Raw genomic sequence first — 23,783 nt, forward strand, 5'->3', positions numbered from 1 at the left:
CCGGCTGCTTCCGCCGCCCATCTCCCACCCACCCGCCCCCTCCGGGGGCGTAGGCCCCCCGTGGCGCGGTGCCAGGGCGACGCCCATCCGATGGGCTCCACGGAGCCGGAGCCCATCGACCTGCACCGGGGCGGGCGCCTCCCGCTCCAGTTGCGCGGCACCGTGCGCCGCCTTGCCCACCCTGCCGCCCCAGGCGGCAGATTGCCCAAGGCGTGGTGGGGTCGTCCGTGATGGGTGGGGAGCCGTTCCGGGGGTGCTTGCCTAGGGCGTGGTGCGGTTGCCCGTGATGGGTGGGGAGCTGTCCCGGTGGTGTCGCCCTGGGCGTGGTGGGGTTGTCCGTGATGGGTGGGGAGTCGTTCCGGGGGTGCTTGCCCTGGGTGTGGTGCGGTTGTCCGTGATGGGTGGGGAGTCGTTCCGGGGGTGCTTGCCCTGGGTGTGGTGGGGTCGTCCGTGATGGGTGGGGAGTCGTTCCGGGGGTGCTTGCCCTGGGCGTGGTGCGGTCGACCGCAATGGGTGGGAAGTCGCCCTGGCGCTATTTGGTGTGCGGTCGACCGCAACCGGTGGAGAGCCGGCCCGACGGGGTTTGGCCACGGCGCCGCACGGGCCCCCGTTGCCCCGGAGGGCCCGTGGGGTGGCACTGCAGTGCCGTGGCCCCGGTGCGGCGTGAGGGGAACGGTGGGCTGCGGCGCCGACGCAACTCCGTGGGGCCGAAGCCCCCGGAGGGGGCGGGTGGGTGGGAGAAGGGCGGCGGGAGCCGGGGCGGGCGGCGTCGGGCATCCGCGCCGGGCGATGCCGGGCAACCAGGGCGGGCGGCGTCGGGCGTGCGGGGGCTCCGGCCACGGCGCCGTAGCGAGGCGCCGGGGCCGTGTGGGGACCGGAGGCGTCGCCACGGTGCTGCGGGTGCGGCCCGGTGCAGCGTACGAGGGACGGCGAGGTGCGGGACCGGGCGCAGCCCCGTGGGGCCGAAGCCCCTGGAGGGGGCGGGTGGGTGGGAGATAGGCGGGAGGGAGTGAGGATCGGCCGGACGCCGGGCGCCGGACGCCGGACGCCGGGCGCCGGACGCCGGGCGGCGGGCGCCGGGCGCCGGACCGGACGACGTGGTAGGTGGCGGTGTGGGTCAGGGCGTCGCCCGGTAGGCGTTCACCGCACCATCCCCGCCGTCAACGTCGTCCCGTCCGACGGGTCCACCAGGAGGAAGGAGCCCGTGCGGCGGATGTGGGGGTAGGGGTCCAGGGGGAGGGGGTCGGCTGTGCGGAGGGTCAGGTGGGGGGTCAGGGCGTTGGCCGTCAGTTCGGGGGGCTCGCCGAGGGATGTGACCAGGGCGCGGACCGTGCGGGTGCCGTGGCGGAGGAGGACGCGTTGGCCCGCCCGGAGGGGGCGGTCCGACAGGTGGCAGGCCGAGGCGTGGACGTCCCGCGTCACCAGAGGCGGGTGGTCGTCGGACGGCGCGAGCAGGTCGCCGCGTGACACGTCGAGTTCGTCCGACAGGCGCACCGTGAGCGACGTACCCGCGTGTGCCTCGTCGACCTCCGTGCCGAGGACGTTCAACCCCGCGATCGTCGACGTACGCCCCGACGGGTGCACCGTCACCGCCGAGCCGACCCGCAGCGTCCCCGACACCAACTGGCCCGCGTAGTGGCGGGTCTCGTCGTGGCGGATGACGTACTGGACCGGGAAACGGGCCGGCGCCGAGGGGGATTCGGGGGACACCGGCACCGTTTCCAGGTGGGAGAGGACCGTCGGCCCGTCGTACCACTCCATCCGGTCGGAACGGTCCACGACGTTGTCCCCCGCGAGGGCGGAGATGGGGATGGCCGTGATGGACGACAGGCCCAACTCCCTTGCGTACGACGTGAATTCGCGTGCGATGCGGGTGAACGCGGCCTCCTCGTAGCCCACCAGGTCCATCTTGTTCACCGCCAGCACCACCCGCGGCACCCGCAGCAGCGCCGCGATGGACGCGTGGCGGCGGGTCTGGTCGACGACGCCGTTCCTGGCGTCGACCAGGATGATCGTCAGCTCCGCCGTGGACGCGCCGGTGACCATGTTCCGCGTGTACTGCACGTGGCCCGGCGTGTCCGCCAGGATGAAGCGGCGGCGCGGGGTCGCGAAGTAGCGGTACGCGACGTCGATGGTGATGCCCTGCTCCCGTTCGGCCCGCAGGCCGTCCGTGAGGAGCGCCAGGTCGGGGGTCCCGGTGCGGGAGATCGACTCCAGTTGGTCGGAGAGGACCGACTTGGAGTCGTGCAGCAGGCGCCCCACCAGCGTCGACTTACCGTCGTCGACCGAACCGGCCGTCGCCAGCCGTAGTGTCCCGACGGCAGGGGCAGAAGAAAGAGATTCAGACACAGACACCTAGAAGTAGCCTTCCCGCTTGCGGTCTTCCATCGCCGACTCCGACAACCTGTCGTCCGCCCGCGTCGCGCCCCGTTCCGTGAGTCGGGACGCCGTGATCTCCGCGATGACCTGGTCGAGGGTCTCCGCGTCCGAGTCGACCGCGCCCGTGCAGGACATGTCGCCGACGGTGCGGTACCGGACCCGGCGTTTCTCGACCGGCTCGCCGTCCCGGGGGCCGCCCCAGGCGCCGGCCGTCAGCCACATGCCGCCCCGGTCGAAGACCTCCCGCTGGTGGGCGAAGTAGATCGAGGGCAGGGCGATCCGTTCGCGGGCGATGTACTGCCAGACGTCCAGCTCGGTCCAGTTGGAGAGCGGGAAGACGCGGACGTGTTCGCCGGGGGCGTGGCGGCCGTTGTAGAGCTGCCACAGTTCGGGGCGCTGGCGGCGCGGGTCCCACTGCGAGAACTCGTCGCGCAGGGAGAAGACGCGTTCCTTGGCGCGGGCCTTCTCCTCGTCCCTGCGGCCGCCGCCGAACACCGCGTCGAAGCGGCCGTCCCGGACGGCGTCCGTCAGCGGCACGGTCTGGAGCGGGTTCCGCGTCCCGTCGGGGCGTTCGCGGAGCACACCGCGGTCGATGTAGTCCTGTACGGACGCCACATGGAGGGTGAGCCCATGTTCGGCGACCACACGGTCCCGGTACTCCAGGACCTCGGGGAAGTTGTGGCCCGTGTCCACATGCAGCAGCGGGAACGGCATCGGCGCCGGCGTGAACGCCTTCAGCGCCAGATGCAGCATCAGGATGGAGTCCTTGCCGCCGGAGAAGAGGATCACCGGCCGTTCGAACTCGCCCGCCACCTCCCGCATGATGTGCACCGCTTCGGATTCGAGGGCGTCCAGATGATTCAAGTGGTGCGACACGGAGTGGTCGCTCATGCCAGGCCCCTCTCCGCCAGCAGCGCCCGCACCGCGTCCGCCGACTCCGCCGGCGTCTGGTGCTGCGTGGCCAAATGCAGATCGGGGGAGACCGGCGCCTCGTACGGGTCGTCGACCCCGGTGAGGCCCTTGAGGTGGCCCGCGGCCTGCCGCGCGTAGAGCCCCTTGACGTCGCGCGCGCTGCACACCTCGACCGGTGTCGCCACGTGCACCTCGACGTACGGGGTGCCGCTCGCCGCGTGCCGTTTGCGGACGGCCTCCCGGCTGTCGGCGTAGGGCGCGATGACGGGGACGACGGCGAGCACGCCGTTGCGGGCGAGGATCTCGGCGACGAGGCCGATGCGCTGCACGTTCGTGTCGCGGTCGGCGCGGCTGAAGCCGAGGCCCGCGGAGAGGAAGCGGCGGACCTCGTCGCCGTCGAGCACCTCGACGCGGTGGCCCTCCGCGCGCAGCCGCCCGGCGAGGGCGCGCGCGACGGTCGTCTTGCCGGAGCTGGGCAGCCCGGTGAGCCAGATCGTGGCTCCGGCTCCCCGGGCGTGGGCCTTGGTGGCCGTGGTCATACGTGGAGTCCTTCCGGGGAGCCGTCAGCGCCCCGTGTGTCGTCGGAGGCGGAATCAGAAGCAGAAGCGGAATCAGAAGCAGCAGCAGCAGAAGCAGAAGCAGCAGCAGAAGTGGTCAGGTCGGTGAACAGGGCCTCCCAGCGCGGATGCACCGCGTCGGGGCCGTACGCCGCGGCCGTGAGGAGCGCGGCCGTGCCCATCTCCGCGCGCAGCGCGCCGTCGCCCATGAGGCGGGCGAGGGCGTCGGCGAGCGCGTCGGGGTCCTGTTCGGGCACGAGCAGTCCGTCCACGCCGTGCGTGAGCACGTCCGCGGGGCCCGTCGGGCAGTCGAAGGAGACCACCGGGAGGGCGTGCGCCATCGCCTCGATCATCACCATCGGCAGCCCCTCGAACCGTGAACTCAGCACGTACAGCGAGGACTTGGCGAGTTCGTCGTCGAGGCGGTCGGTGTGGCCCATGAGCAGGACGTGGTTGTAGAGGTGGTGTTCCTCGATGAGGGCGCGCAGTTGGGCCTTCTTCTCGCCGCTGCCGTAGATCCGCAGCTGCCAGTCGGGGAACTCGCGGACGAGCTTCGCCCACGCGGGGATCAGCAGGTCGAAGCCCTTCTGCGGGAAGAGCCGGCCGGCCGCCACCGCGATCTTCGAGCGGTGGTCGGCGGGTACCTGGTCGAGGGAGTGCACGGCGTTCGGGATGCGCACGACGCGGGTGCCGGGCAGCAGCCGGGCGTACTCGGCCCGGTCGCGCTCGGTCAGGACGGCGACGGCGGCGAAGCTCCCGTACGTCTCGACGATGCGCCGCTGCACGTCGGGCCGGTGCGTGCCGTGGTTCATGTGCTCCTGCGCGACCCGCACCACGCCGTTGGTGGCGTGCGCGGCGGCGAGGAAGTTCAGGGCGGGCCGGGTGGTGACGAGCACGCCGTCGGTGAGGGAGCGGAGGAAGGCGCCGAGGGCGAGTTCGAGGCGGCGGTCGAAGTACCGGTGGCCGAACTCGCCGCGCGGGATCTCGCGTGCGGGCGCCGCCGCGAGCCTGGCGCGCCGTCGCGCACGCCACCAGCCGCCGAGCCCCGGCTCCCTGGGCTCGTCCGCGGCGCCTTCGCGCAGATCGACGACCGTCGTCACCGGCACCCGCTCGTCCAGCGGGAACTGGAGCGCGTCGCGGCGCCGCACGGCGCTGACGATCTCCACGTCCCAGCCCGCGGCCACCAGCGAGTTGGCCTGGTTGAAGACGGTGCGGATGGTGCCGCCGCGCCCGTAGGCGTGCAGCAGGAGGTACCGGATGCGGGTGTTCCTCATGCGCGGCACTCCAGCGACAGGTTGTCCTCGACCGTGAAGTAGGGCCGCACGCCGAAACCCGCCCTCGCCCCCGGCACCGGCTGCCGCGGATAGATGTAGATCGACTTCTTGCCGCGGATGTCGTCGAGGCGGCGCCCGACGCGCAGCCGGAGCGTCCCGTCCGTGAGGTGCAGGTCCCACTGGTCGGCGCCGGTGGACCCGTCGTCGTACGCGGCGAGGTCGGCGACGTCCCAGGCGCAGCGGAACCGGTCGCCCTCCCGTTCGGCCGCGTACTCCAGTACGTGCTCGGGGCGCGAGCGGCGCGTGACGGCGAGCCGCCAGTCGGGTCCGTGGCCGTCGCCCACGGCGTGCAGCCGGCCGACCACCGCGATCCGTCCGTCCCGCGGCCACACTTCCTCGACCTCGGCGCGGGGCTTCACTTCAGGTACCCCCACGCCTCGCACATGGGCCGCAGCAGCTCGGGGATCTCGTCGTCCTTCGGCAGCGGGCGGCCCGCCTGCACGGTGCCGCTGCGGATCTTGTCCCGCCAGTCGCCGAGCCCCTTCTGGACCTGCGTCTCGTCGCGGGCGCCGTAGTCGAGCATCGCCGGTTCGAAGTCGACGCCGAGATACGTGCACAGGGCGCGCAGGCGGCTCTCCGGGTCGGCGGTCAGCTCCTCGTAGCGGACGGTGTGGCCGCCGGTGATGCCCTTGCGCGCGTTGTCGACGGCCTTCATGTAGCGCAGCGCGTCCGCGCAGGCCTCCTCGTACGTGCGCTTGTCGGGGTCGCCCTCGTGCCAGGACTGGGCGATGGAGACGGGGTGGCGGAGCAGGAACACGAAGCGGGCGTCGGGCCAGCAGTCGCGGATCCGGCGGTACACGAACGCGTTGCTGGGCGTCTTCTCGACGATGAAGTCCTTGCCGGACCTGGTGAGCTCGCGGTGCAGGACGCGGTCCCACAGGAGGTGTTCCAGGTCGCCCCGGCTCAGGTCGAGGGCGTCCATGGCGCGCCGCGACAGGGAGCTGCCGTAGTCGACCTCCAGTCGGCGGATGTGCAGTTCGTGCGGGGCGTGCAGGCGGGGGTGCGCGTCGAGCAGCATGCGCAGCAGGGTCGAACCCGAGCGGACCGGCGACATGATGAAGACGGGGCGGCGCAGCAGCCGGTCGGTCGCCGGGTCGTCGGTACATCGGTACTCGGGCGTGGGCCGCTTGGCCGGTGTCTTCTTCTCGGGCGCCTTCGTGACGGGGCCGGGTTGCCGCTTGGGCGCGCGGCGCACCTGGAGCCCCGTCGTGGCGGTCAGCGCCCGGTTCATGTTGCGCATCAGACTCATGCGAACCGACGCTAAGAGGGCATTCTGAGAGGACTCGTGGAGGAACCTGAGGGTTCCCTTAGGGCGTGTGCGCGAACTCCGCCCCCGCCGCCCTCAGCCGCTCGTCGAGCCCCCGGAACACCTCGGCCGCCCGCGCCCCCGGCCACCCCTCGGGCAGCAGCTCCGGCGGCAGGCCCGGGTCGGCGTACGGGAGGTGGCGCCAGGAGTCGAGGGCGAGCAGGTAGTCGCGGTAGGCCTCGCGCGGCGGCGTGTCCGCGCGGGTCTGCCAGGCGCGCAGCACCGGCTCGTGCTCGTCGAGGAACGCCTCGTGGAGCTTGGCGAGCGCCGCGAGGTCCCACCACTGCGCGACGGCGTCGGCGGTCGCCGCGAAGCCCAGGTGCTCGCCGCGGAACAGCTCGACGTATCCGGACAGGCCGAGGCGTTCCAGCGTGTGCCGGGTCTCCTCGTGGACGGCGAGCGGGGCGAGCCACACGCCGGGCGCCGCCGTGCCGAAGCCGAGCCCGCTGAGCGTGGAGCGCAGCACGTGCCGCTTGGCGCGCTCGGACTCCGGTACGGAGAAGACGGCGAGCACCCAGCCGTCGGCGGCGGAGGCGTCGCCGTAGATGCGGCGGTCGCCGTCGTCGAGGAGCTGGCGGGCGTCGTCGGAGAGCGCGTAGGCGGCGGCGCCCGCGTCGGTCCGGGCGGGCAGGAGCAGTCCGCGCCGCTTGAGCCGGGACACCGCCGAGCGCACGGAGGGCGCGTCGACGCCGACCGCGCCGAGCAGTCGGATCAGCTCGGCGATCGGCAGCGGCCCCGGAAGTCCGCGCCCGTAGGCGCCGTACAGGGTGACGATGAGGGAGCGGGGCGTATGCGTGGGCTGCTCGGGCACGCGATCACTCTACGGTTCCGGGCTCCCGCAGGCGGAACCGCTGGAGCTTCCCCGTGGCCGTGCGCGGCAGCGCGTCCAGGAACTCGACGGCGCGCGGGCACTTGTACGGGACGAGTTCGGCCTTGACGAACTCCCGCAGCGCGTCGGCGTCCTGCCGCGCCCCGGCCCGCAGCACCACGTAGGCGACGGCGACCTGGCCGCGTTCCTCGTCGGGTCGTCCGACGACGGCCGCCTCCGCGACGTCCGGGTGGCGAAGGAGCGCGTCCTCGACCTCGGGGCCCGCGATGTTGTACCCGGCGGAAATGATCATGTCGTCGGCGCGGGCCACGTACCGGAAGTACCCGTCGGGCTCGCGGACGTACGTGTCCCCGGTGACGTTCCAGCCGTGCCGTACGTACACGGTCTGTCGCTCGTCGGCGAGATAGCGGCAGCCCACGGGCCCGCGCACGGCGAGCAACCCGGGCTCCCCGTCCGGGAGTTCGTGCCCTTCGGGGTCGATGATCCGGGCCTCCCAGCCGGGTACGGGGACGCCGGTCGTGCCCGGTCGTATCGCGTCGTCCGCCGCCGAGATGAAGATGTGCAGCAGCTCGGTCGCGCCGATGCCGTTGATGATGCGCAGGCCCGTCGCCTCCTGCCAGGCCTGCCAGGTCGCGGCCGGCAGGTTCTCGCCCGCGGACACGCAGCGGCGCAGCGAGGAGATGTCGTACGAGCCGAGGTCGGGGAGCATCGCCCGGTACGCGGTCGGCGCCGTGAACACGACGGACACCCGGTGCTCGGCGATGGCGGGCAGCAGCTTCTGCGGGCCCGCCTGTTCGAGCAGCAGCGCCGACGCCCCGGCCCGCAGCGGGAAGAGCAGCAGGCCGCCGAGCCCGAAGGTGAAGCCGAGCGGCGGGCTGCCCGCGAACACGTCGTCGCGGTCGGCGCGCAGCACGTGCCGCGAGAAGGTGTCGGCGACGGCCAGGACGTCCCGGTGGAAGTGCATGCACCCCTTGGGCCGTCCGGTGGTCCCGGAGGTGAAGGCGATGAGCGCGACGTCGTCGGCGGCCGTCTCCACCGCGTCGTACGCCGCCGGTTTGGCGGCCGCTCGGTGCAGCAGGTCGTCGGGCCCGTCCCCGCCGAACGTGGTGATGCGAAGCCCCGGCACCTCCGCCTTCGCCAGGTCGTCCACCGAGCGGATGTCGCACAGCGCGTGCTGCACCCGCGCGATCCCGCACACCGTCGCCAGCTCGCTCGCCCGCTGTTGCGCGAGGACGGTGACCGCGACGGCCCCCGCCTTCATCACGGCGAGCCAGCAGGCGGCGAGGTGTCGGGTGGTGGGGCCGCGCAGCAGCACCCGGTTGCCGGGCACGACGCCCAGGTCGTCGGTGAGCACGTGCGCGATCCGGTCGACGGTGGCCTTCAACTCGCCGTACGACCAGGGCGCCTGGCCGGGGGAGCGGAGCGCGGGCCGGTCGGCGCCGTGCCGCTCGACGGTCGCGTCGAGGAGTTCGGCGCCGCAGTTGAGCCGCTGGGGGTAGCGCAGCTCCGGCAGGTCGAAGGTGAGGCCGGGCCACAGTTCCGGTGGTGGCAGGTGGTCGCGCGCGAACGTGTCCCGGTGGGCCGAGGGGGACAGCGGGAAGGACGGAGACGGCGGGGTCGATGCAGAGGTCATGTCCGGGCGCCCCTTTGCTGGGATCGGTGTGACCGCGCATCGAGCGTATCGTGATGGTGACGACAGTCAACGGGGCGCGATACGGTTCCTGTGCGTGACCGGTAGGCAGCCGTGAGAGGAGCACCACGTATGGGGACATTCTCGCTCGAACCGGAGCAGCGTGCGTGGTGTGCGGAGCTGCGCGCCCTCGCGGCCGACCGCCTCGCCCCGCTCGCCGAGAAGAGCGAGCCGGGCCGGATCAACCGCCCGCTCGTCGCCGAACTCGGCCGACTCGGGCTCCTGGAGCGGCTGTTCACGTCCGGCGCGCTCGACCTCTGTCTGCTGCGGGAGTCCCTGGCGAGCGTCTGCACCGAGGCCGAGACGGCCCTCGCGCTCCAGGGGCTCGGCGCCCACCCGATCCACGCGCACGGCTCCCCGGCCGTGCGCGAGCGGTGGATCCCGGAGGTGGGCGCGGGCCGGGCCGTGGCCGCCTTCGCGCTGAGCGAGCCGGGCGCGGGCTCGGACGCGGCGGCGCTGACCCTGGAGGCGCGCCCCGACGGCGCCGACGGCTGGCGGCTTACCGGTGAGAAGTGCTGGATCTCGAACGCGCCGGAGGCCGACGTCTACACCGTCTTCGCCCGCACCACCCTCGGCGCGGGTGCGCGCGGCGTGACGGCCTTCGCGGTCCCCGCCGACCGGCCGGGACTGACCGGCGAGCACCTCGACATGATCTCCCCGCACCCCATCGGCACGCTCGCCTTCGACGGCGTCCCGGTCACCCGCGACGACGTGCTCGGCGAGGTCGACGCCGGGTTCCGCGTCGCGATGGGCACCCTGAACCTGTTCCGGCCCAGCGTCGGCGCCTTCGCCGTCGGCATGGCGCAGGCGGCCCTCGACGCGACGCTCGCGCACACCGCCGAGCGGGAGGCGTTCGGCGCCCCGCTGAAGGAGCTCCAGACTGTGGCGCACCAGGTCGCCGACATGTCGGTGCACGTCGAGTCCGCGCGCCTCATGGTCTACGCGGCGGCCTGCGCGTACGACGAGGGGGACCCGGAGGTGCCGCGCCGGGCCGCCGCCGCGAAGCTCGTCGCCACGGAGGCGGCGCAGCGGGTCGTGGACGCGGCCGTGCAGCTGCACGGGGCGCGGGCGCTGCGCAGGGGCCACGTACTGGAGCACCTGTACCGGGAAGTCAGGGCGCCCCGCATCTACGAGGGCGCATCCGAGGTCCAACGGGCCATCATCGCCCGCGAGTTGTACAAGGGCCGACAGAAGCAGAAGGAGTCCGCGTGAGCAGCGACGTGAGCGGTGACCTGGAGCGCGTCAACCCGCCCGAACTCTCCCCGCCCACCGGCTTCTCGCACGCCGTCGTCGCCACCGGCGGCCGTCTGGTGATGCTCGCGGGGCAGACGTCCCTGGACGGCGACGGCAAGATCGTCGGAGCCACCCTCCCGGAGCAGTTCAGGCAGGCCCTGACGAACCTGCTCACCGCCCTGCGCGCGTCCGGCGGCGCGCCCGAGCACCTGGCCCGCGTCACCGTCTACGCCACGGACGTCGCCGAGTATCGCGAGAACGCCCGCCAACTCGGCCGTATCTGGCGCGAGTTGGCGGGCCGTGACTATCCGGCGATGGCCGTGATCGGTGTCAGCCGCCTCTGGGACGAGGAGGCGAAACTCGAACTCGACGGAACCGCCGTGCTTCCCTGAACCCGAAAGGGGCGAGAAGCGGACTAGATGTCGCGGAACGTCTCGATCTGCGCCCCGACGGAGTTGAGGCGCTCCGCCAGGTCCTCGTACCCGCGGTTGATCACGTAGACGTTGCGGAGCACCGACGTGCCCTCCGCCGCCATCATCGCCAGCAGCACGACCACGGCGGGGCGCAGGGCCGGCGGGCACATCATCTCGGCGTGCCGCCAGCGGGTCGGGCCCTCGACGAGGACGCGGTGCGGGTCGAGGAGCTGGAGGCGCCCGCCGAGCCGGTTGAGGTCGGTCAGGTAGATCGCCCGGTTGTCGTACACCCAGTCGTGGATCAGGGTCTTGCCCTGGGCGGACGCCGCGATGGCCGCGAAGAACGGCACGTTGTCGATGTTCAGGCCCGGGAACGGCATCGGGTGGATCTTGTCGATGGGCGCTTCGAGCTTGGAGGGACGGACCGTGAGGTCGATCAGGCGCGTGCGCCCGTTGTCCGCCGGGTACTCCGCCGAACGGTCGTGGTCGAGCCCCATCTCCTCCAGGACCGCCAGCTCGATCTCCAGGAACTCGACCGGCACCCGCTTGACCGTCAGCTCGGACTGCGTGACGACGGCCGCGGTCAGCAGGCTCATCGCCTCGACCGGGTCCTCGGACGGCGAGTAGTCCACGTCGACGTCGATGTGCGGCACGCCGTGCACGGTCAGCGTGGTCGTGCCGACGCCGTCCACGCGCACGCCCAGCGTCTCCAGGAAGAAGCACAGGTCCTGGACCATGTAGTTCGACGACGCGTTGCGGATGATGGTGGTGCCCTCGGCGCGGGCGGCGGCGAGCAGCGCGTTCTCCGTCACCGTGTCGCCGCGCTCGGTCAGCACGATGGGGCGGTCCGGCGCGACGTCCGGGTGCACCTCCGCGTGGTAGAGCCCCTCGGTCGCCGTGATGTCGAGGCCGAAGCGGCGCAGCGCGATCATGTGCGGCTCGATGGTGCGGGTGCCGAGGTCGCAGCCGCCCGCGTAGGGCAGCTTGAAGTGGTCCATGCGGTGCAGGAGCGGGCCGAGGAACATGATGATCGACCGGGTGCGGCGGGCGGCGTCCGCGTCGATGGCGTTCATGTCGAGCTCGGCGGGCGGCACGATCTCGAGGTCCGCGCCGTCGTTGATCCAACGGGTGCGTACGCCGATCGAGCCGAGTACCTCCAGAAGGCGGTACACCTCCTCGATGCGCGCGACACGGCGGAGCACGGTGCGGCCCTTGTTGAGCAGCGAGGCGCACAGCAGCGCCACACACGCGTTCTTGCTGGTCTTCACTTCGATCGAACCCGAGAGCCGGCGTCCGCCGACCACGCGCAGATGCATCGGTCCCGCGTACCCGAGGGAGACGATTTCACTGTCGAGGGCTTCGCCAATTCGAGCGATCATCTCAAGGCTGATGTTTTGATTCCCGCGCTCGATGCGGTTGACCGCGCTCTGGCTGGTGCCGAGCGCCTCCGCAAGCTGCGACTGTGTCCAGCCCCGGTGCTGCCGGGCGTCGCGGATGAGCTTGCCGATGCGTTCGAGGTAGTCGTCTGCCATGGCGGCAGGCTATCTCAGATATGAGATGCCGCATCTCAAGGGGCGGGGTCGCCGTCGGGAGCCGAGGATGGGGGGTGAGGTGAAGGGCCCGGACGTGGGTACGCGCACGAGGGTGCCCCTTGCTGGCATTGCCGGGCGATGTACTAGGGTTATCTCGACATCGAGATATCCGCGCGAAGGCGCGCCAAGGAGGCCCGGTCGGGGCGAGGTAAGGGTTACCTTACCTCACTCGTTTCCGCGGTCCGGTACTGAATGCACTGAAGGAGACTGTCGTGTCGGCGAACAGCTTCGACGCCCGCAGCACGCTGCGCGTGGGCGACGAGTCGTACGAGATCTTCAGGCTGGACAAGGTCGAGGGCTCGGCCCGCCTTCCCTACAGCCTCAAGGTCCTTCTGGAGAACCTGCTCCGCACCGAGGACGGCGCGAACATCACCGCCGACCACATCCGTGCGCTCGGCAACTGGGACTCCCAGGCGCAGCCGGCGGAGGAGATCCAGTTCACGCCGGCCCGCGTGATCATGCAGGACTTCACCGGCGTCCCCTGCGTCGTGGACCTCGCCACGATGCGTGAGGCCGTGAAGGCCCTCGGCGGCGACCCGGCGAAGATCAACCCGCTGTCCCCGGCCGAGATGGTCATCGACCACTCCGTCATCGCCGACAAGTTCGGCACCAACGACGCGTTCAAGCAGAACGTGGACCTGGAGTACGGCCGCAACAAGGAGCGCTACCAGTTCCTGCGCTGGGGCCAGACCGCGTTCGACGACTTCAAGGTCGTCCCGCCGGGCACCGGCATCGTGCACCAGGTCAACATCGAGAAGCTGGCCCGCACGGTCATGGTCCGGGGCGGCCAGGCCTACCCCGACACGCTGGTCGGCACCGACTCGCACACCACGATGGTCAACGGCCTGGGCGTCCTGGGCTGGGGCGTCGGCGGCATCGAGGCCGAGGCCGCCATGCTCGGCCAGCCGGTCTCCATGCTGATCCCGCGCGTCGTCGGCTTCAAGCTGACCGGCGAGCTGCCGGCCGGCACGACCGCCACCGACCTCGTCCTCACGATCACCGAGATGCTGCGCAAGCACGGCGTCGTCGGCAAGTTCGTCGAGTTCTACGGTGAGGGCGTCGCAGCCACCTCCCTCGCGAACCGCGCCACCATCGGCAACATGTCGCCGGAGTTCGGCTCCACCGCCGCGATCTTCCCGATCGACGACGAGACCCTGAACTACCTGCGTCTGACCGGCCGTGACGCCCAGCAGGTCGCGCTCGTCGAGGCCTACGCCAAGGAGCAGGGCCTCTGGCTGGACCCGGCCGCCGAGCCCGACTTCTCCGAGAAGCTGGAGCTCGACCTCTCCACGGTCGTCCCGTCGATCGCAGGACCGAAGCGCCCGCAGGACCGCATCGTCCTCGCGAACGCCGCCGAGCAGTTCGCCCAGGACGTGCGCAACTACGTGGACGACGACGAGGAGGCGGGCAAGGAGTCCTTCCCCGCGTCCGACGCCCCGGCCGCCACGAACGGCGTCCCGTCGAACCCGGTCACCGTGACCGCCCCCGACGGCTCGACGTACGAGATCGACCACGGCGCCGTCACCGTCGCCGCGATCACCTCCTGCACCAACACCTCGAACCCGTACGTGATGGTGGCCGCCGCCCTCGTCGCGAAGAAGGCCGTCGAGAAGGGCCTGACCCGCAAGCCGTGGGTCAAGACCACCCTCGCCCCGGGCTCGAAGGTCGTCACCGACTACTTCGACAAGGCGGGCCTGACCCCGTACCTCGACAAGGTCGGCTTCAACCTCGTCGGCTACGGCTGCACCACCTGCATCGGCAACTCGGGCCCGCTGCCCGAGGAGGTCTCGAAGGCCGTCAACGACCACGACCTCGCCGTCACCTCGGTCCTCTCCGGCAACCGGAACTTCGAGGGCCGCATCAACCCCGACGTCAAGATGAACTACCTGGCGTCCCCGCCGCTGGTCGTCGCGTACGCCATCGCCGGTTCGATGAAGGTGAACATCACCAAGGACGCGCTCGGCACCGACACCGAGGGCAACCCGGTGTTCCTCAAGGACATCTGGCCGTCCGAGGCCGAGGTCAACGACGTCGTCGCCAACGCGATCGGCGAGGACATGTTCTCGAAGTCCTACGAGGACGTGTTCGCCGGTGACGCCCAGTGGCAGGCGCTGTCGGTCCCGACCGGCAACACCTTCGAGTGGGACAGCGAGTCCACCTACGTCCGCAAGCCCCCGTACTTCGAGGGCATGCAGATGGAGCCGGCCCCGGTCCAGGACATCTCCGGCGCCCGTGTCCTCGCCAAGCTGGGCGACTCGGTCACCACCGACCACATCTCCCCGGCCGGTGCGATCAAGGCCGACACCCCGGCCGGCAAGTACCTCTCGGAGCACGGCGTCGAGCGTCGCGACTTCAACTCCTACGGCTCCCGCCGTGGCAACCACGAGGTCATGATCCGCGGCACGTTCGCCAACATCCGCCTGCGCAACCAGATCGCGCCGGGCACGGAGGGCGGCTACACCCGCGACTTCACGAAGGAGGACGGCCCCGTCTCCTTCATCTACGACGCCTCGCAGAACTACCAGGCGCAGGGCACGCCGCTCGTCATCCTGGGCGGCAAGGAGTACGGCTCCGGTTCGTCCCGCGACTGGGCCGCCAAGGGCACCGCGCTCCTCGGCGTCAAGGCCGTCATCACCGAGTCGTACGAGCGCATCCACCGCTCGAACCTCATCGGCATGGGCGTTCTGCCGCTCCAGTTCCCGGAGGGCCAGTCGGCCGACTCGCTCGGCCTGACCGGTGAGGAGACCTTCTCGATCTCCGGCGTCACCGAGCTCAACAACGGCACCACGCCGTCCACGGTGAAGGTCACGACCGACACCGGTGTCGAGTTCGACGCGGTCGTCCGCATCGACACCCCCGGTGAGGCGGACTACTACCGCAACGGCGGCATCATGCAGTACGTGCTGCGCAACCTGATCCGCAAGTAAGCGGACCGGACACGCGGTCGGGCCGCGCCCCTGTTCAGGGGCGCGGCCCTTCGCGTTCTTCCCGCACGAACGTGACCCAGGCCTCCGGCGCGACCGTGAGGTGCGGCCCGGCGGGGTTCTTGGAGTCGCGGACGTGGACCACGGTGGTGTCGACGGCTACTTCGAGGCACTGGCCGCCTTCGCTGCTGCTGTAGCTCGACTTGAACCAGTGAAGTCCGGTGCTCATGTCTCTCCTAGCAGGCGATCCAGCAGGCCCCTGGTCGCGTTGGGGGTGAGGGCCTGGGATCGCAGCATCGCATACTTGCGAGCCAGGATGGACACTCCATCGGCGTCGGAGACCCACTGGCTGCCGCGCTGCGACTCCGCGTACGCAAGCTGCTGGTGTTCCGGGGTCTCCAGGATGGTGAACGGGCCTGCGTCGCCCGCGTTCTCCTGCGCGTCCAGCGGCAGTACCTGGAACGACAGCCCCGGCAGGTCCGCGCACTCGCGCAGGAACCTCAACTGGTCCGCCCGCACCAGCGGTTCGGCGATCGCCATCTTTAGCGCCGGCTCCCACACCACGAAGCTCATCGTCGGCGGCACCTTGCGGTGCAGGATCGTCTGGCGGTCCACGCGGGCCGCCGTCTTCGTCTCGACCTCGTCCTCGCTGTACGCGGGCACTCGCTGACCCAACAACGTACGGGCGTACTCGGCCGTCTGAAGAATGCCGGGCACGACGAGCGCGTCGTACCAGGACAGAGCGATGGCCTCCCGCTCGTGCTGGATGTACGACTCCGCCCACAACGGAAACTGGTCCACCTCCGGCATCGCCGCGACGGCCGTCGCCAACGCCCCCTTGGTGTCGAGGAGTTGGTCCATCGACGCCGCCAGCTTCGGCACCAGCGGGCGGCGTGCCTGCTCGATCGCCGCGATCGTCGACTCGGCCACTATCAGCCGCTGCGCCAGCGCCGCCTGCGTGTAACCGGCGGCCTTGCGGAAGAGCGCGACGAGGTCGGCGACCAACCTCATCGCCGAGGGATTCTTCGGCGGATGCTGCGCAGGGCTCATGACGGGCAATCTCCCCGCCCCCGTTCCTTCTCGACCCCACTCGAACCCCGACAAAAAATCTGTCGGGGTCGAATCACTGTCGCCATTGCATCACTCTCCGCGACATTCCACTCGTGAACCGGGAACCACGCGAGCGCTTCTACCGCCGCGAACGCCAAACCGTCCCCGCCGCACGGGAGTTCACCCGCGCCGCCCTCGCCGACTGGCGCGTTCCGCCCGAACGCGCGGACGACATCGTGCTGTGCGTCAGCGAACTCACCACGAACGCCCTGCTCCACGGCGTGCCGCCCGGCCGCGGCTACCGGCTGTGCCTGCTGCCGTACGAGGACGGGCTGCGTGTCGAGGTGCACGACAGCGGCGACGGCCTGCCGCACGCGGCGCCGCGGGACGAGGGCGGGCGGGGTCTGTTCCTGGTGGAGGCGCTGGCCGACAAGTGGGGTGTGGGGGAGCGGGCGCCGGGCAAGGTCGTGTGGTGTGAGTTCGGCCATCTGTCCGAGCGGGCTCGTACACGTATGGTGGAGGACACGTGGGCGACGGGGGTGAGCGGTGGATCCGGGAGCGGTGGGGCTGAAGGTCGCGTCCTCGGTGGTGGTGCCGCTGCTGAAGCGGTTCGTGCTGCCGCCGGCGAAGGCGGCCGGAGCCGAGTTCCCCGATGAAAAACCCGTCCGCGTGCGGTCGTTGCTCTCCTTCGCCGGTGATCACCCGAAGCTGAGCCGCGACGACATGCACCGGCTCTCGCGCGAACTCGTGCGCCGCGCCGTGCGGGCCGCGCCGCCGCACGAGGCCCGGCTGCCCGACGACGAGCACGACGCGGTGGGCCAGGCCCTCACCCGTACGCTCTTCGCGCTCGGCCAACTCGACATGAACGACGTCGACCTGGTGCTGCTCGGCCCCGAGGAGCTGGCCGCCACCCTGAACAGGGCGGCCGAGCGGGACATCAAGGGGCTGCTCACCGCCGACGCCGCCCGCTTCCACGACGCGCTGCTCGGCACCGCCTGCGTGCACCTCGTGCGCTTCTTCACCGAGCGGCCCGGCTTCGAGGCGCGCGCCCAGCTGTCGAGCGCCCGGCAACTCCGCGAGCAGAAGGAGCAGTTGGACCGCATGTGGCGGGTGATCGTCGGAGAGGACCACCAGGCCGAGGACATCCGCTTCGAGGAGCGGTACGCCCGCTACATCGTCGAGCGGCACAGCCGCCTCACCATCTACGGCGTCGACCTCCGCGACCCCGCGGGCCCCGAATGGCCCCTCGACGACGCCTACTTGTGCCCCACCGCCGTACCCGTCGCGGCGGCCGAGGCCGACGGCGACTACGAGACCGTGCGCGAGGAGAGCGTCGAGTCCGTGCTAGCCGGACGCGGCAAGGTCCTCCTGCACGGCCTCGCGGGCACCGGCAAGACGACCCTCGTGCAGTGGCTCGCCCTCACCACCGCGCGCCAGGAGGCCGTCCCCTCCGAGCTGCCGCAGCTCATCGGCCGCGTCCCGTTCGTGCTGCCGCTGCGCACGCTCGCCCGGCAGGGCGCCGAACTCCCGCTGCCCGACGAGTTCCTGAAGTGGACGCGCTGCGAGCTGTCCGGCGAGGAACCCGACGGCTGGGTCGTCCGCATCCTGCGCAACGGCCGCGGGGTGCTGCTCGTCGACGGCCTCGACGAGATCCCCAGGGCCGACCGCCGCCGCACCCGCGACTGGCTGCGCGGACTGGTCCGCCAGTTCCCGGGCAACCTCTGGCTGTGCACCACCCGGCCCTCCGCCCTCGAACCCGGCTGGCTGGCGAACGAGGGCTTCCACGAGCTGAGCCTCAACCCGCTCAGCCCCGACGACCTGCGCAGCTTCGTCGCCCGCTGGCACACGGCCGCGTGCGCGCCCGAACGGCTCGGCGAGGAACTCGTCGAATCCCTGCGCTCCAACCCCGAACTCAGCCGCCTCGCCACCAACCCGCTGATGTGCAGCCTCATCTGCGCCCTGCACCGCGAGCGCAGGGGCTTCCTGCCGAACGGCAGGGCCTCCCTGTACCGGGCCGCGCTCTCCATGCTCCTGGAGCGGCGCGACGTCGAGCGGGACCTGTACCGGCGCGGCGACGACCGGCCCCGGCTCGACGAGGAGTCCGCGACCGAACCGCTGAAACGGCTCGCGTACCGGCTGATCCGCAACGACGACACACAGATGGAGCGCGACGACGCGATCCACGAGCTGCGGCGGCTCCAGCCACAGGTCCCGAGCCTGGAGCGGCTCGGCGAACCCGAACAGGCGTTGCAGTATCTTCTGGAGAGGTCCGGGCTCCTCCGGGAACCCGCCCCGGGCGCCGTCGACTTCATTCATCGTACGTTTCAGGACTACCTGGGTGCCAAGGCTGTTCTTGAGGACCGTGACTTCGGCATGCTGGTGAAACACGCTCACATGGACCAGTGGGAGGACGTGGTGCAGATGGCCGTCGCGCAAGCCGACCACAACGGGCGGGCCGATCTGCTGATGCGCCTCAGCGACCGCGGCAAGCGCGAGAAGGACGTCACCGTCCAGGCCAGGATCCGCCTCCTCGCCCTCGCCTCCCTCGAACAGGCGACCCGGCTCGAACCCGCCGTGCGCCAGACCATCGAGGCGGAGGCCGCGAGCATGCTCCCGCCCCGCAGCCTGCGCCAGGCCCGCGTCCTCGCCCGCACCGGACCGCTGCTGCTCGGCCTGCTCCCGAGGGCCGACGAGCTGGACGGCGACGCCGAGCTCGCGACCGCGCACGCCATCTGCCAGATCGGCGGCGACGCCGCCATCCCGCGCCTGCGCGAGTTCCTCAGCACCTCCCAGTCCACCGTGCGCGCCCAGCTCCTCGGCCACTGGGACCGCTTCGACACCGACACGTACGCCCGCGAGATCATCGCCCCGCTCCTCGAGCGCGCCCCAGGCGAACCCGTCACGGTCCGCTCCCGCGCGGAACTCGACGCGCTGTCCCGGCTGCCCGGCTGCGAGCGCGTCGGCATCCACGGCGACTTCGACCCCGCCGCCGTGCGCGCCGCCCTCTCCGCCGAGCACCTGCGCGAGCTGCGGCTGCGCGGCGCCCTCCAGATCGACGACCTCGCGCTGCTGCACGACTTCCAGCACCTGGAGAGCCTCACCCTCCAGGGCTGCCGCAACGTCAAGGACCCCGAACCGCTCACCCGGCTCCCGCGCCTGCGCAGCCTCGTCCTGGAGAACGTGCCGCAGTTCGAGCCGCTGGAACAGCTCGACCAGTGCGCCGAACTCGAAGCCCTGCACATCGGCGCCGGCGTCCCCTGGCGCGGCGTCGCCGAACTCCCCAGGCCGGGACGGCTCAGGACGCTCTCCCTGCCGCCCGGCACCTCCGAACTCTCCGAGATCACCCGCTGCGTCGCCCTGGAGGAGCTGCGGCTCCAGGACGCCAGCAGCCGACTGCTCCCCGACGACTGGGGCAGCCTCCTCGGCCGACTGCCGCAACTGCGCACCCTGTGCGTCTCCGCCGAGCAGCTCAGCACCCTCCTGTTCAACCCGACCAGCCAGATCCCCCAACTGACCAAGCTCTACGTCTACGCCCAGCAGGGCACGCCGCTCCAACTGCGCCGCATGTCGCGCCGCTTGCAGGGCCTGGAGGAGCTGCACGTGACCCAGGGCGGCGACCTCGACCTCTCGCCGCTGAAGGGGATCGCCTCGCTGCGCAAGGTCCGCATCGCGTACCCGGGCGGCGTCGTCCAGGGAGTCGAAGACCTGCCCGAAGGCGCCGAACTGGAGATTTACCCGCAGCCCTGAGGTCCCCGCCGGTCCCGCCGTCCATCTGGCAGGAGATCGACACGAACGGTAAGTTCTAGGGTTCACGCCGTAGTTGACGATCCCTAGGGAAGCAGGACAGCCGAAGATGGCCAGGCCCAAGGCGCCCTTTCTGTACGGGCGCGAACCCCTGGTGGGATCGCTCGTCCCCGCGCTCACCGGACTCGCCTTCCACGAACGCGCCCGCGCCCGCCGCGAGTTCGGCTCCGACGTGCCCGTCGTGCTGCTCACCGGCGAGCACGGCACCGGACGCAGCGCCCTCCTCGACGCCCTCGCCCGCGGCTACCGCGGCCGCCTCCCGCTCGCCCACGTGCGCGCCGTCGACCCCGGATCGCCCACCGCGTCCGGGCTCCCCGAAGAGGTCCCCGAAGGCAGCGTGCCGCCCCAGACCGCCGCGTCGCCCGCCGAGATCCTCGAACGCCTGGTGTGCGCGCTCACCCCCACGTACGGCACCTTCCGCACGCTGATGCCCGCCCTGTTCGCGGTGTCAGGCTGGCACCTCGGGCAGAGCGACGAGCGCGACGAGGTGTGCCGCAGACACGCCCGCATGCTCATCGTCAGCGGCCTCGCGCGCGGCACCGAGCGCGAGGTCGCCCGCGACTGGGCCACCCAGGTCGAGACCTCCGTCAGCGAGGCCGCCGCCCGCGACCACGACCCCGACGACCCGGACGGCACCCAGCCCGTCACCGCCGCCGTGCTCCGCCAGCTCGCCGCCCGGATGTCCCTCGCGCCCTCCCGCGCCTGGTTCCGGCAGCGGCACACGACCCCCGACGGCACCATCGCCGAAGAGGACGCGCTGTGGCTGCTGTCCCGCCGCTTCCACCGCGGCGGCGACTACCTGCACGCCGCCGAACAGGCCCTGACCGCCTGCTTCCTGGAGGAGACCGCGCACGCCCACGGCCTCGTGCGCCGGCTCAACCGCGAGCCCTGGCCGCTGATCCTCCTCGACGAGGCGCACACCCCGGCCGGCGTCCGCTTCCTCGAACTTCTCCTGGAACAGCGGGCCATCGGCGGTCGAGGCCACGACGACAGGACCGTCGTCGTCGCCACCCGGCTCGGCGACCTGCCCCGCGAGGACGCCCCGCACGCCGTCCGCCGCGAACTCGCCGACCTGGTACCGCCCGGCGGCGCCCGCCGCCCCGGCCACGCCGCGACCCTGTGGAAGCGGACGGGACACGAGCCGTCCGAGGGCCTTCTCGTCCTCCCGCTCACCCCGCTGACCAGGGACGACATCCTCTCCATGCTCGACAGGGCGTCCTCACGCCTGCTCCACCCGCACCTCGCGTCCGCCCTGCACGCCCTCACCGGCGGCCACCCGTCGGCCAGCACCGTCCTCGCCGACGCCGCCGTCGAGACCGCACGCCAGAACCGCACCGTCGTCCCCCGCGACCTCCTCGACCTGCGCGTCGAGGGCGGCCGGGCCGTCACCGAGGTGCTGCTGCGGGACCTGCTGCCCGACCGCCGCCAGCGCGACCGCCTCGTCAAGCTCTGCCTCGCCCGTGACGCCAAGGCCGCCGAGGCGCTCGCCCAGGACCTCGGCCTCGTCGGCCCCGAGCAGCTGCCGGCCACGGCCGCCGCCCAGTACCTCGTCGAGCGCGAGTGGCAGGACCTCCCGGCCGCGGACGACCCGCTCGTCACCAGCCCGCTCCTGCGCACCCTCCTCGTCCACGAGGCGCGCCGCACCCTGCCGCCCGGCGACGAACCGCACAGCTGGCGCTCCGTCCACGCCTTCCTGCACCTGCACCACGTCCAGCGCGCCGATACCGAGGAGGCCGACGCCCTGCGCCACAACCTCGCCGCCGGGAACCCGCAGCAGGTCGTCGCGATGCTCGCCGACGAGTTCGACGCCGAGGAGGCCGAGCAGAGCGTCGAGCACTGGCTGCACTGCCTCAAGCGGTGCGCGAGCGCGCCCGTGCCACCCACCGACGACACCTGGTGCGACCAGCGCGTCGAGATCGCCGACGGCGAGCACGCCGCCCGCTACGCCCGCCTCGACCCCTCGGGCCGCAGCATCAACCGCCTCCTGCACGCCCTGTGGTACCTCTCCGAGCCGTACGCGGACGCCGCCCTCGACCCGGACGCCGACCGCATGTGCCGGGCCGTGGGGGAGGAGCTGGGCTTTCTCGCCCGCCGCCACCCCACCTGGTACGCGGCCCTCGGCCAGGCCGCCCGCGACTGGCCCACCGCCGCCCGCAAGGGGCAGGAACTGCCCGTACCCGCAAGCGCCAACTCCGTGGAGGGAGGCTGATGTTCGGCAGCAGGATCAGGGAGTGGGGTCCGCTGGACTGGTGCGTCGCGCTGGTCGTCGTGCTCGCGCTCGTCGCGGGCGGCGTCTACGGCGGCTCGAAACTGCTGCGCAAGTGCGACGACGGCCTCAGCGACATCGACGGCCAGTGCATCGGCGTCACCACCGAGAGCTTCGAGGCCGACCACGACATCCGCACCCTCATCGACGCCATCGCCGCCGAGAACGACAGGGTCGCCTCGCAGAGCGGCACCCCCTACGTCCGCGTCGCCCTGATGATGGCCTACACCTCGGGCGACACCAGCGCGATGACCGGCGACATGATCCGCCGCGCCCTCGCCGGATCCCTCGCCGCCCTCAAGGAGGCCAACGCCGGGGCGGGCGGCCCGCACGTCCAGCTGATGATGGCGCCGGTCGGCAGACACCTCGACCAGTGGCAGCCCGTCGTCAAGCGGCTCGGCGCGCTCGCCGCCGACCAGGACCACCCGCTCGTCGGCGTCACCGGCATCCCCAGCAGCCAGACGGACACCCGCGACGCGCTCGACGAACTGAGCGCGCGCAAGATCCCCACGGTGGGCCCCGTCATCAACGCCTCGTCGATGAACTACCCGTACTTCTTCAAGACCTCGCCGGACGACAAGGAGTTCGCCAACGCCCTGAAGCAGTACCTCGACACCTACCCGCAAGGGAAGAAAAAGGGGCTGCTGCTGCTCGACCGGCACACCGGCGACGTCTACTCGAAGGACCTGACCGCCACCCTCAAGCGCAGCTTCGGCAAGGCCTACGGGCTCGCCGACAGCTCGTCCATCTTCACCGGCTCATCCGGCAGCGACGAGGGCGAACCGGGCATCTTCGTCGACGCCGTCAACAAGATCTGCGGCGAGGGCGTCGACACCGTCTTCTTCGCGGGCCGCGACCAGGACCTGCCGGGCTTCATCGACGCCCTCTCCGACGCCGGCCGCTGCGACGACGGCGGGCCGCTGCGCATCCTCAAGACCGGCATCGGCCTCGAACCCACCCTCACCAGGCCGGAGGTCGCCCGCGACCTGAAGCGGGCGAAGGCCACCATCGTCGACGCCGCCTCCTTCGACCCGCGCTGGGAGAAGGCAGGCTCGACGAACAGGCCCGCCGGAGTCGACGACTTCCTCGACCGCTTCGACGAACTGCGCACCGCCCACCCGCTCGGCGCCAAGCCCCTCGCCGACGGCTACGCGGCCTCGTACTACGACGGCCTGCGGCTGCTCACCACCGCCATGAAGCGCACCTTCGCCGAGATGAACGCGGGCAGGAGCACCAAGCAGCTGCCGACGACGCAGGAGCTCTACACGACGCTCTCGCAGTCCACCATCAACAGCTCAGGGATGCTCCAGGGCGCCACCGGCACCTACGGATTCGCGGGCCAGGACACGAACGACCGGTGGTCGGCCTGCAAGCCGGTACCGGTCGTCGAGTTCCCCGCCCAGCGCCACGACCGGAAGCTGCCCCTGTACCGGACGTACGACCGTGGCGACTGCCCCGGGTGACGCGCCGCGCACGGCACGCCACCCGGGACCG

Annotated in this window: 17 protein-coding genes and 1 pseudogene; 7 read left to right on the forward strand and 11 right to left on the reverse strand. The window is 71.7% G+C overall.

The window, feature by feature from the left end; translation table 11 throughout:
- Nucleotides 1-1,140: 1,140 nt before the first annotated feature.
- The 8 genes from ACTWJ8_RS28805 to ACTWJ8_RS28840 are packed head-to-tail and all read right to left on the reverse strand — an operon-like array spanning nucleotide 1,141 to nucleotide 8,950.
- Nucleotides 1,141-2,355 (reverse strand): sulfate adenylyltransferase subunit 1, encoded by a 1,215-nt coding sequence (locus ACTWJ8_RS28805; RefSeq protein WP_356378441.1) that lies wholly within the window; start codon nucleotides 2,353-2,355, stop codon nucleotides 1,141-1,143.
- Entirely contained in the window at nucleotides 2,356-3,270 is a 915-nt protein-coding gene (cysD, locus tag ACTWJ8_RS28810; RefSeq protein ID WP_356378443.1) for a sulfate adenylyltransferase subunit CysD, read from the reverse strand.
- The gene (cysC, locus tag ACTWJ8_RS28815) at nucleotides 3,267-3,830 is read right to left on the reverse strand and encodes an adenylyl-sulfate kinase (protein ID WP_356378446.1); all 564 of its coding nucleotides are present in this window, start codon (nucleotides 3,828-3,830) and stop codon (nucleotides 3,267-3,269) included. Before cysC ends, cysD begins: the two co-directional genes overlap by 4 nt.
- Nucleotides 3,827-5,122 (reverse strand): glycosyltransferase family 4 protein, encoded by a 1,296-nt coding sequence (locus tag ACTWJ8_RS28820; RefSeq protein WP_443260637.1) that lies wholly within the window; start codon nucleotides 5,120-5,122, stop codon nucleotides 3,827-3,829. The genes cysC and ACTWJ8_RS28820 overlap by 4 nt, the downstream gene beginning before the upstream one ends.
- The gene (locus tag ACTWJ8_RS28825) at nucleotides 5,119-5,556 is read right to left on the reverse strand and encodes a hypothetical protein (RefSeq protein ID WP_443260638.1); all 438 of its coding nucleotides are present in this window, start codon (nucleotides 5,554-5,556) and stop codon (nucleotides 5,119-5,121) included. The genes ACTWJ8_RS28820 and ACTWJ8_RS28825 overlap by 4 nt, the downstream gene beginning before the upstream one ends.
- The gene (locus ACTWJ8_RS28830; RefSeq protein ID WP_443260639.1) at nucleotides 5,538-6,431 is read right to left on the reverse strand and encodes a sulfotransferase family protein; all 894 of its coding nucleotides are present in this window, start codon (nucleotides 6,429-6,431) and stop codon (nucleotides 5,538-5,540) included. Before ACTWJ8_RS28830 ends, ACTWJ8_RS28825 begins: the two co-directional genes overlap by 19 nt.
- Before the next feature lie 58 nt (nucleotides 6,432-6,489).
- The gene (locus tag ACTWJ8_RS28835) at nucleotides 6,490-7,299 is read right to left on the reverse strand and encodes a PaaX family transcriptional regulator (protein WP_443260640.1); all 810 of its coding nucleotides are present in this window, start codon (nucleotides 7,297-7,299) and stop codon (nucleotides 6,490-6,492) included.
- Nucleotides 7,300-7,303: 4 nt separating this feature from the next.
- Entirely contained in the window at nucleotides 7,304-8,950 is a 1,647-nt protein-coding gene (locus tag ACTWJ8_RS28840) for an AMP-binding protein (RefSeq protein ID WP_443260641.1), read from the reverse strand.
- 129 nt (nucleotides 8,951-9,079) lie between these two features.
- Here ACTWJ8_RS28840 and ACTWJ8_RS28845 point away from each other — a divergent pair, with 129 nt between their 5' ends.
- Together ACTWJ8_RS28845 and ACTWJ8_RS28850 are read left to right on the forward strand one after the other, a co-directional pair.
- A complete protein-coding gene (locus ACTWJ8_RS28845; RefSeq protein ID WP_443260642.1) occupies nucleotides 9,080-10,219 on the forward strand; it encodes an acyl-CoA dehydrogenase family protein in 1,140 nt (379 codons plus the stop codon).
- Nucleotides 10,216-10,632 carry a RidA family protein gene (locus tag ACTWJ8_RS28850; RefSeq protein ID WP_443260643.1) on the forward strand — a complete coding sequence of 139 codons (417 nt, stop codon included), beginning with the start codon at nucleotides 10,216-10,218 and terminating at the stop codon, nucleotides 10,630-10,632. The genes ACTWJ8_RS28845 and ACTWJ8_RS28850 overlap by 4 nt, the downstream gene beginning before the upstream one ends.
- 23 nt (nucleotides 10,633-10,655) lie before the next feature.
- Here the strand turns inward: ACTWJ8_RS28850 and ACTWJ8_RS28855 are convergent, their stop codons facing one another.
- Nucleotides 10,656-12,185, reverse strand: a complete 1,530-nt coding sequence (locus ACTWJ8_RS28855) for a helix-turn-helix domain-containing protein (protein WP_356378467.1) — start codon at nucleotides 12,183-12,185, stop codon at nucleotides 10,656-10,658.
- 272 nt (nucleotides 12,186-12,457) lie between these two features.
- Here ACTWJ8_RS28855 and acnA point away from each other — a divergent pair, with 272 nt between their 5' ends.
- Nucleotides 12,458-15,172, forward strand: a complete 2,715-nt coding sequence (gene acnA, locus ACTWJ8_RS28860) for an aconitate hydratase AcnA (RefSeq protein ID WP_443260644.1) — start codon at nucleotides 12,458-12,460, stop codon at nucleotides 15,170-15,172.
- 34 nt (nucleotides 15,173-15,206) lie between these two features.
- Here acnA and ACTWJ8_RS28865 read toward each other — a convergent pair whose 3' ends face one another.
- Nucleotides 15,207-15,398: a DUF397 domain-containing protein gene (locus ACTWJ8_RS28865; protein ID WP_443260645.1), complete on the reverse strand. Its 192-nt coding sequence runs from the start codon at nucleotides 15,396-15,398 to the stop codon at nucleotides 15,207-15,209.
- Nucleotides 15,395-16,219 carry a helix-turn-helix domain-containing protein gene (locus ACTWJ8_RS28870; RefSeq protein ID WP_443260646.1) on the reverse strand — a complete coding sequence of 275 codons (825 nt, stop codon included), beginning with the start codon at nucleotides 16,217-16,219 and terminating at the stop codon, nucleotides 15,395-15,397. Before ACTWJ8_RS28870 ends, ACTWJ8_RS28865 begins: the two co-directional genes overlap by 4 nt.
- A gap of 104 nt (nucleotides 16,220-16,323) precedes the next feature.
- Here ACTWJ8_RS28870 and ACTWJ8_RS28875 point away from each other — a divergent pair.
- From ACTWJ8_RS28875 to ACTWJ8_RS28890, 4 genes and pseudogenes are all read left to right on the forward strand, one after another.
- A pseudogene (locus tag ACTWJ8_RS28875) lies at nucleotides 16,324-16,701 on the forward strand (ATP-binding protein); the annotation flags it as partial.
- A gap of 79 nt (nucleotides 16,702-16,780) precedes the next feature.
- Nucleotides 16,781-19,966: an NACHT domain-containing protein gene (locus ACTWJ8_RS28880; RefSeq protein WP_443260647.1), complete on the forward strand. Its 3,186-nt coding sequence runs from the start codon at nucleotides 16,781-16,783 to the stop codon at nucleotides 19,964-19,966.
- Between the two features lie 106 nt (nucleotides 19,967-20,072).
- Entirely contained in the window at nucleotides 20,073-22,232 is a 2,160-nt protein-coding gene (locus ACTWJ8_RS28885) for an ATP-binding protein (protein WP_443260648.1), read from the forward strand.
- On the forward strand, nucleotides 22,232-23,752 hold the full coding sequence (locus ACTWJ8_RS28890) for an ABC transporter substrate-binding protein (protein ID WP_443260649.1): 1,521 nt from the start codon (nucleotides 22,232-22,234) through the stop codon (nucleotides 23,750-23,752). Before ACTWJ8_RS28885 ends, ACTWJ8_RS28890 begins: the two co-directional genes overlap by 1 nt.
- Nucleotides 23,753-23,783 lie beyond the last annotated feature (31 nt).

The sequence above is a fragment of the Streptomyces sp. SDT5-1 genome, assembly GCF_052245995.1.
Lineage (GTDB): Bacteria > Actinomycetota > Actinomycetes > Streptomycetales > Streptomycetaceae > Streptomyces.

Bases quoted from the DNA above. Each gene is read 5' to 3' on its own strand.
- cysD (WP_356378443.1), bottom strand. From the start codon at position 3,270: ATGAGCGACCACTCCGTGTCGCACCACTTGAATCATCTGGACGCCCTC.
- cysC (WP_356378446.1), bottom strand. From the start codon at position 3,830: ATGACCACGGCCACCAAGGCCCACGCCCGGGGAGCCGGAGCCACGATC.
- ACTWJ8_RS28820 (WP_443260637.1), bottom strand. From the start codon at position 5,122: ATGAGGAACACCCGCATCCGGTACCTCCTGCTGCACGCCTACGGGCGC.
- ACTWJ8_RS28830 (WP_443260639.1), bottom strand. From the start codon at position 6,431: ATGAGTCTGATGCGCAACATGAACCGGGCGCTGACCGCCACGACGGGG.
- ACTWJ8_RS28840 (WP_443260641.1), bottom strand. From the start codon at position 8,950: ATGACCTCTGCATCGACCCCGCCGTCTCCGTCCTTCCCGCTGTCCCCC.
- ACTWJ8_RS28845 (WP_443260642.1), top strand. From the start codon at position 9,080: ATGGGGACATTCTCGCTCGAACCGGAGCAGCGTGCGTGGTGTGCGGAG.
- ACTWJ8_RS28855 (WP_356378467.1), bottom strand. From the start codon at position 12,185: ATGGCAGACGACTACCTCGAACGCATCGGCAAGCTCATCCGCGACGCC.
- ACTWJ8_RS28865 (WP_443260645.1), bottom strand. From the start codon at position 15,398: ATGAGCACCGGACTTCACTGGTTCAAGTCGAGCTACAGCAGCAGCGAA.
- ACTWJ8_RS28870 (WP_443260646.1), bottom strand. From the start codon at position 16,219: ATGAGCCCTGCGCAGCATCCGCCGAAGAATCCCTCGGCGATGAGGTTG.
- ACTWJ8_RS28885 (WP_443260648.1), top strand. From the start codon at position 20,073: ATGGCCAGGCCCAAGGCGCCCTTTCTGTACGGGCGCGAACCCCTGGTG.
- ACTWJ8_RS28890 (WP_443260649.1), top strand. From the start codon at position 22,232: ATGTTCGGCAGCAGGATCAGGGAGTGGGGTCCGCTGGACTGGTGCGTC.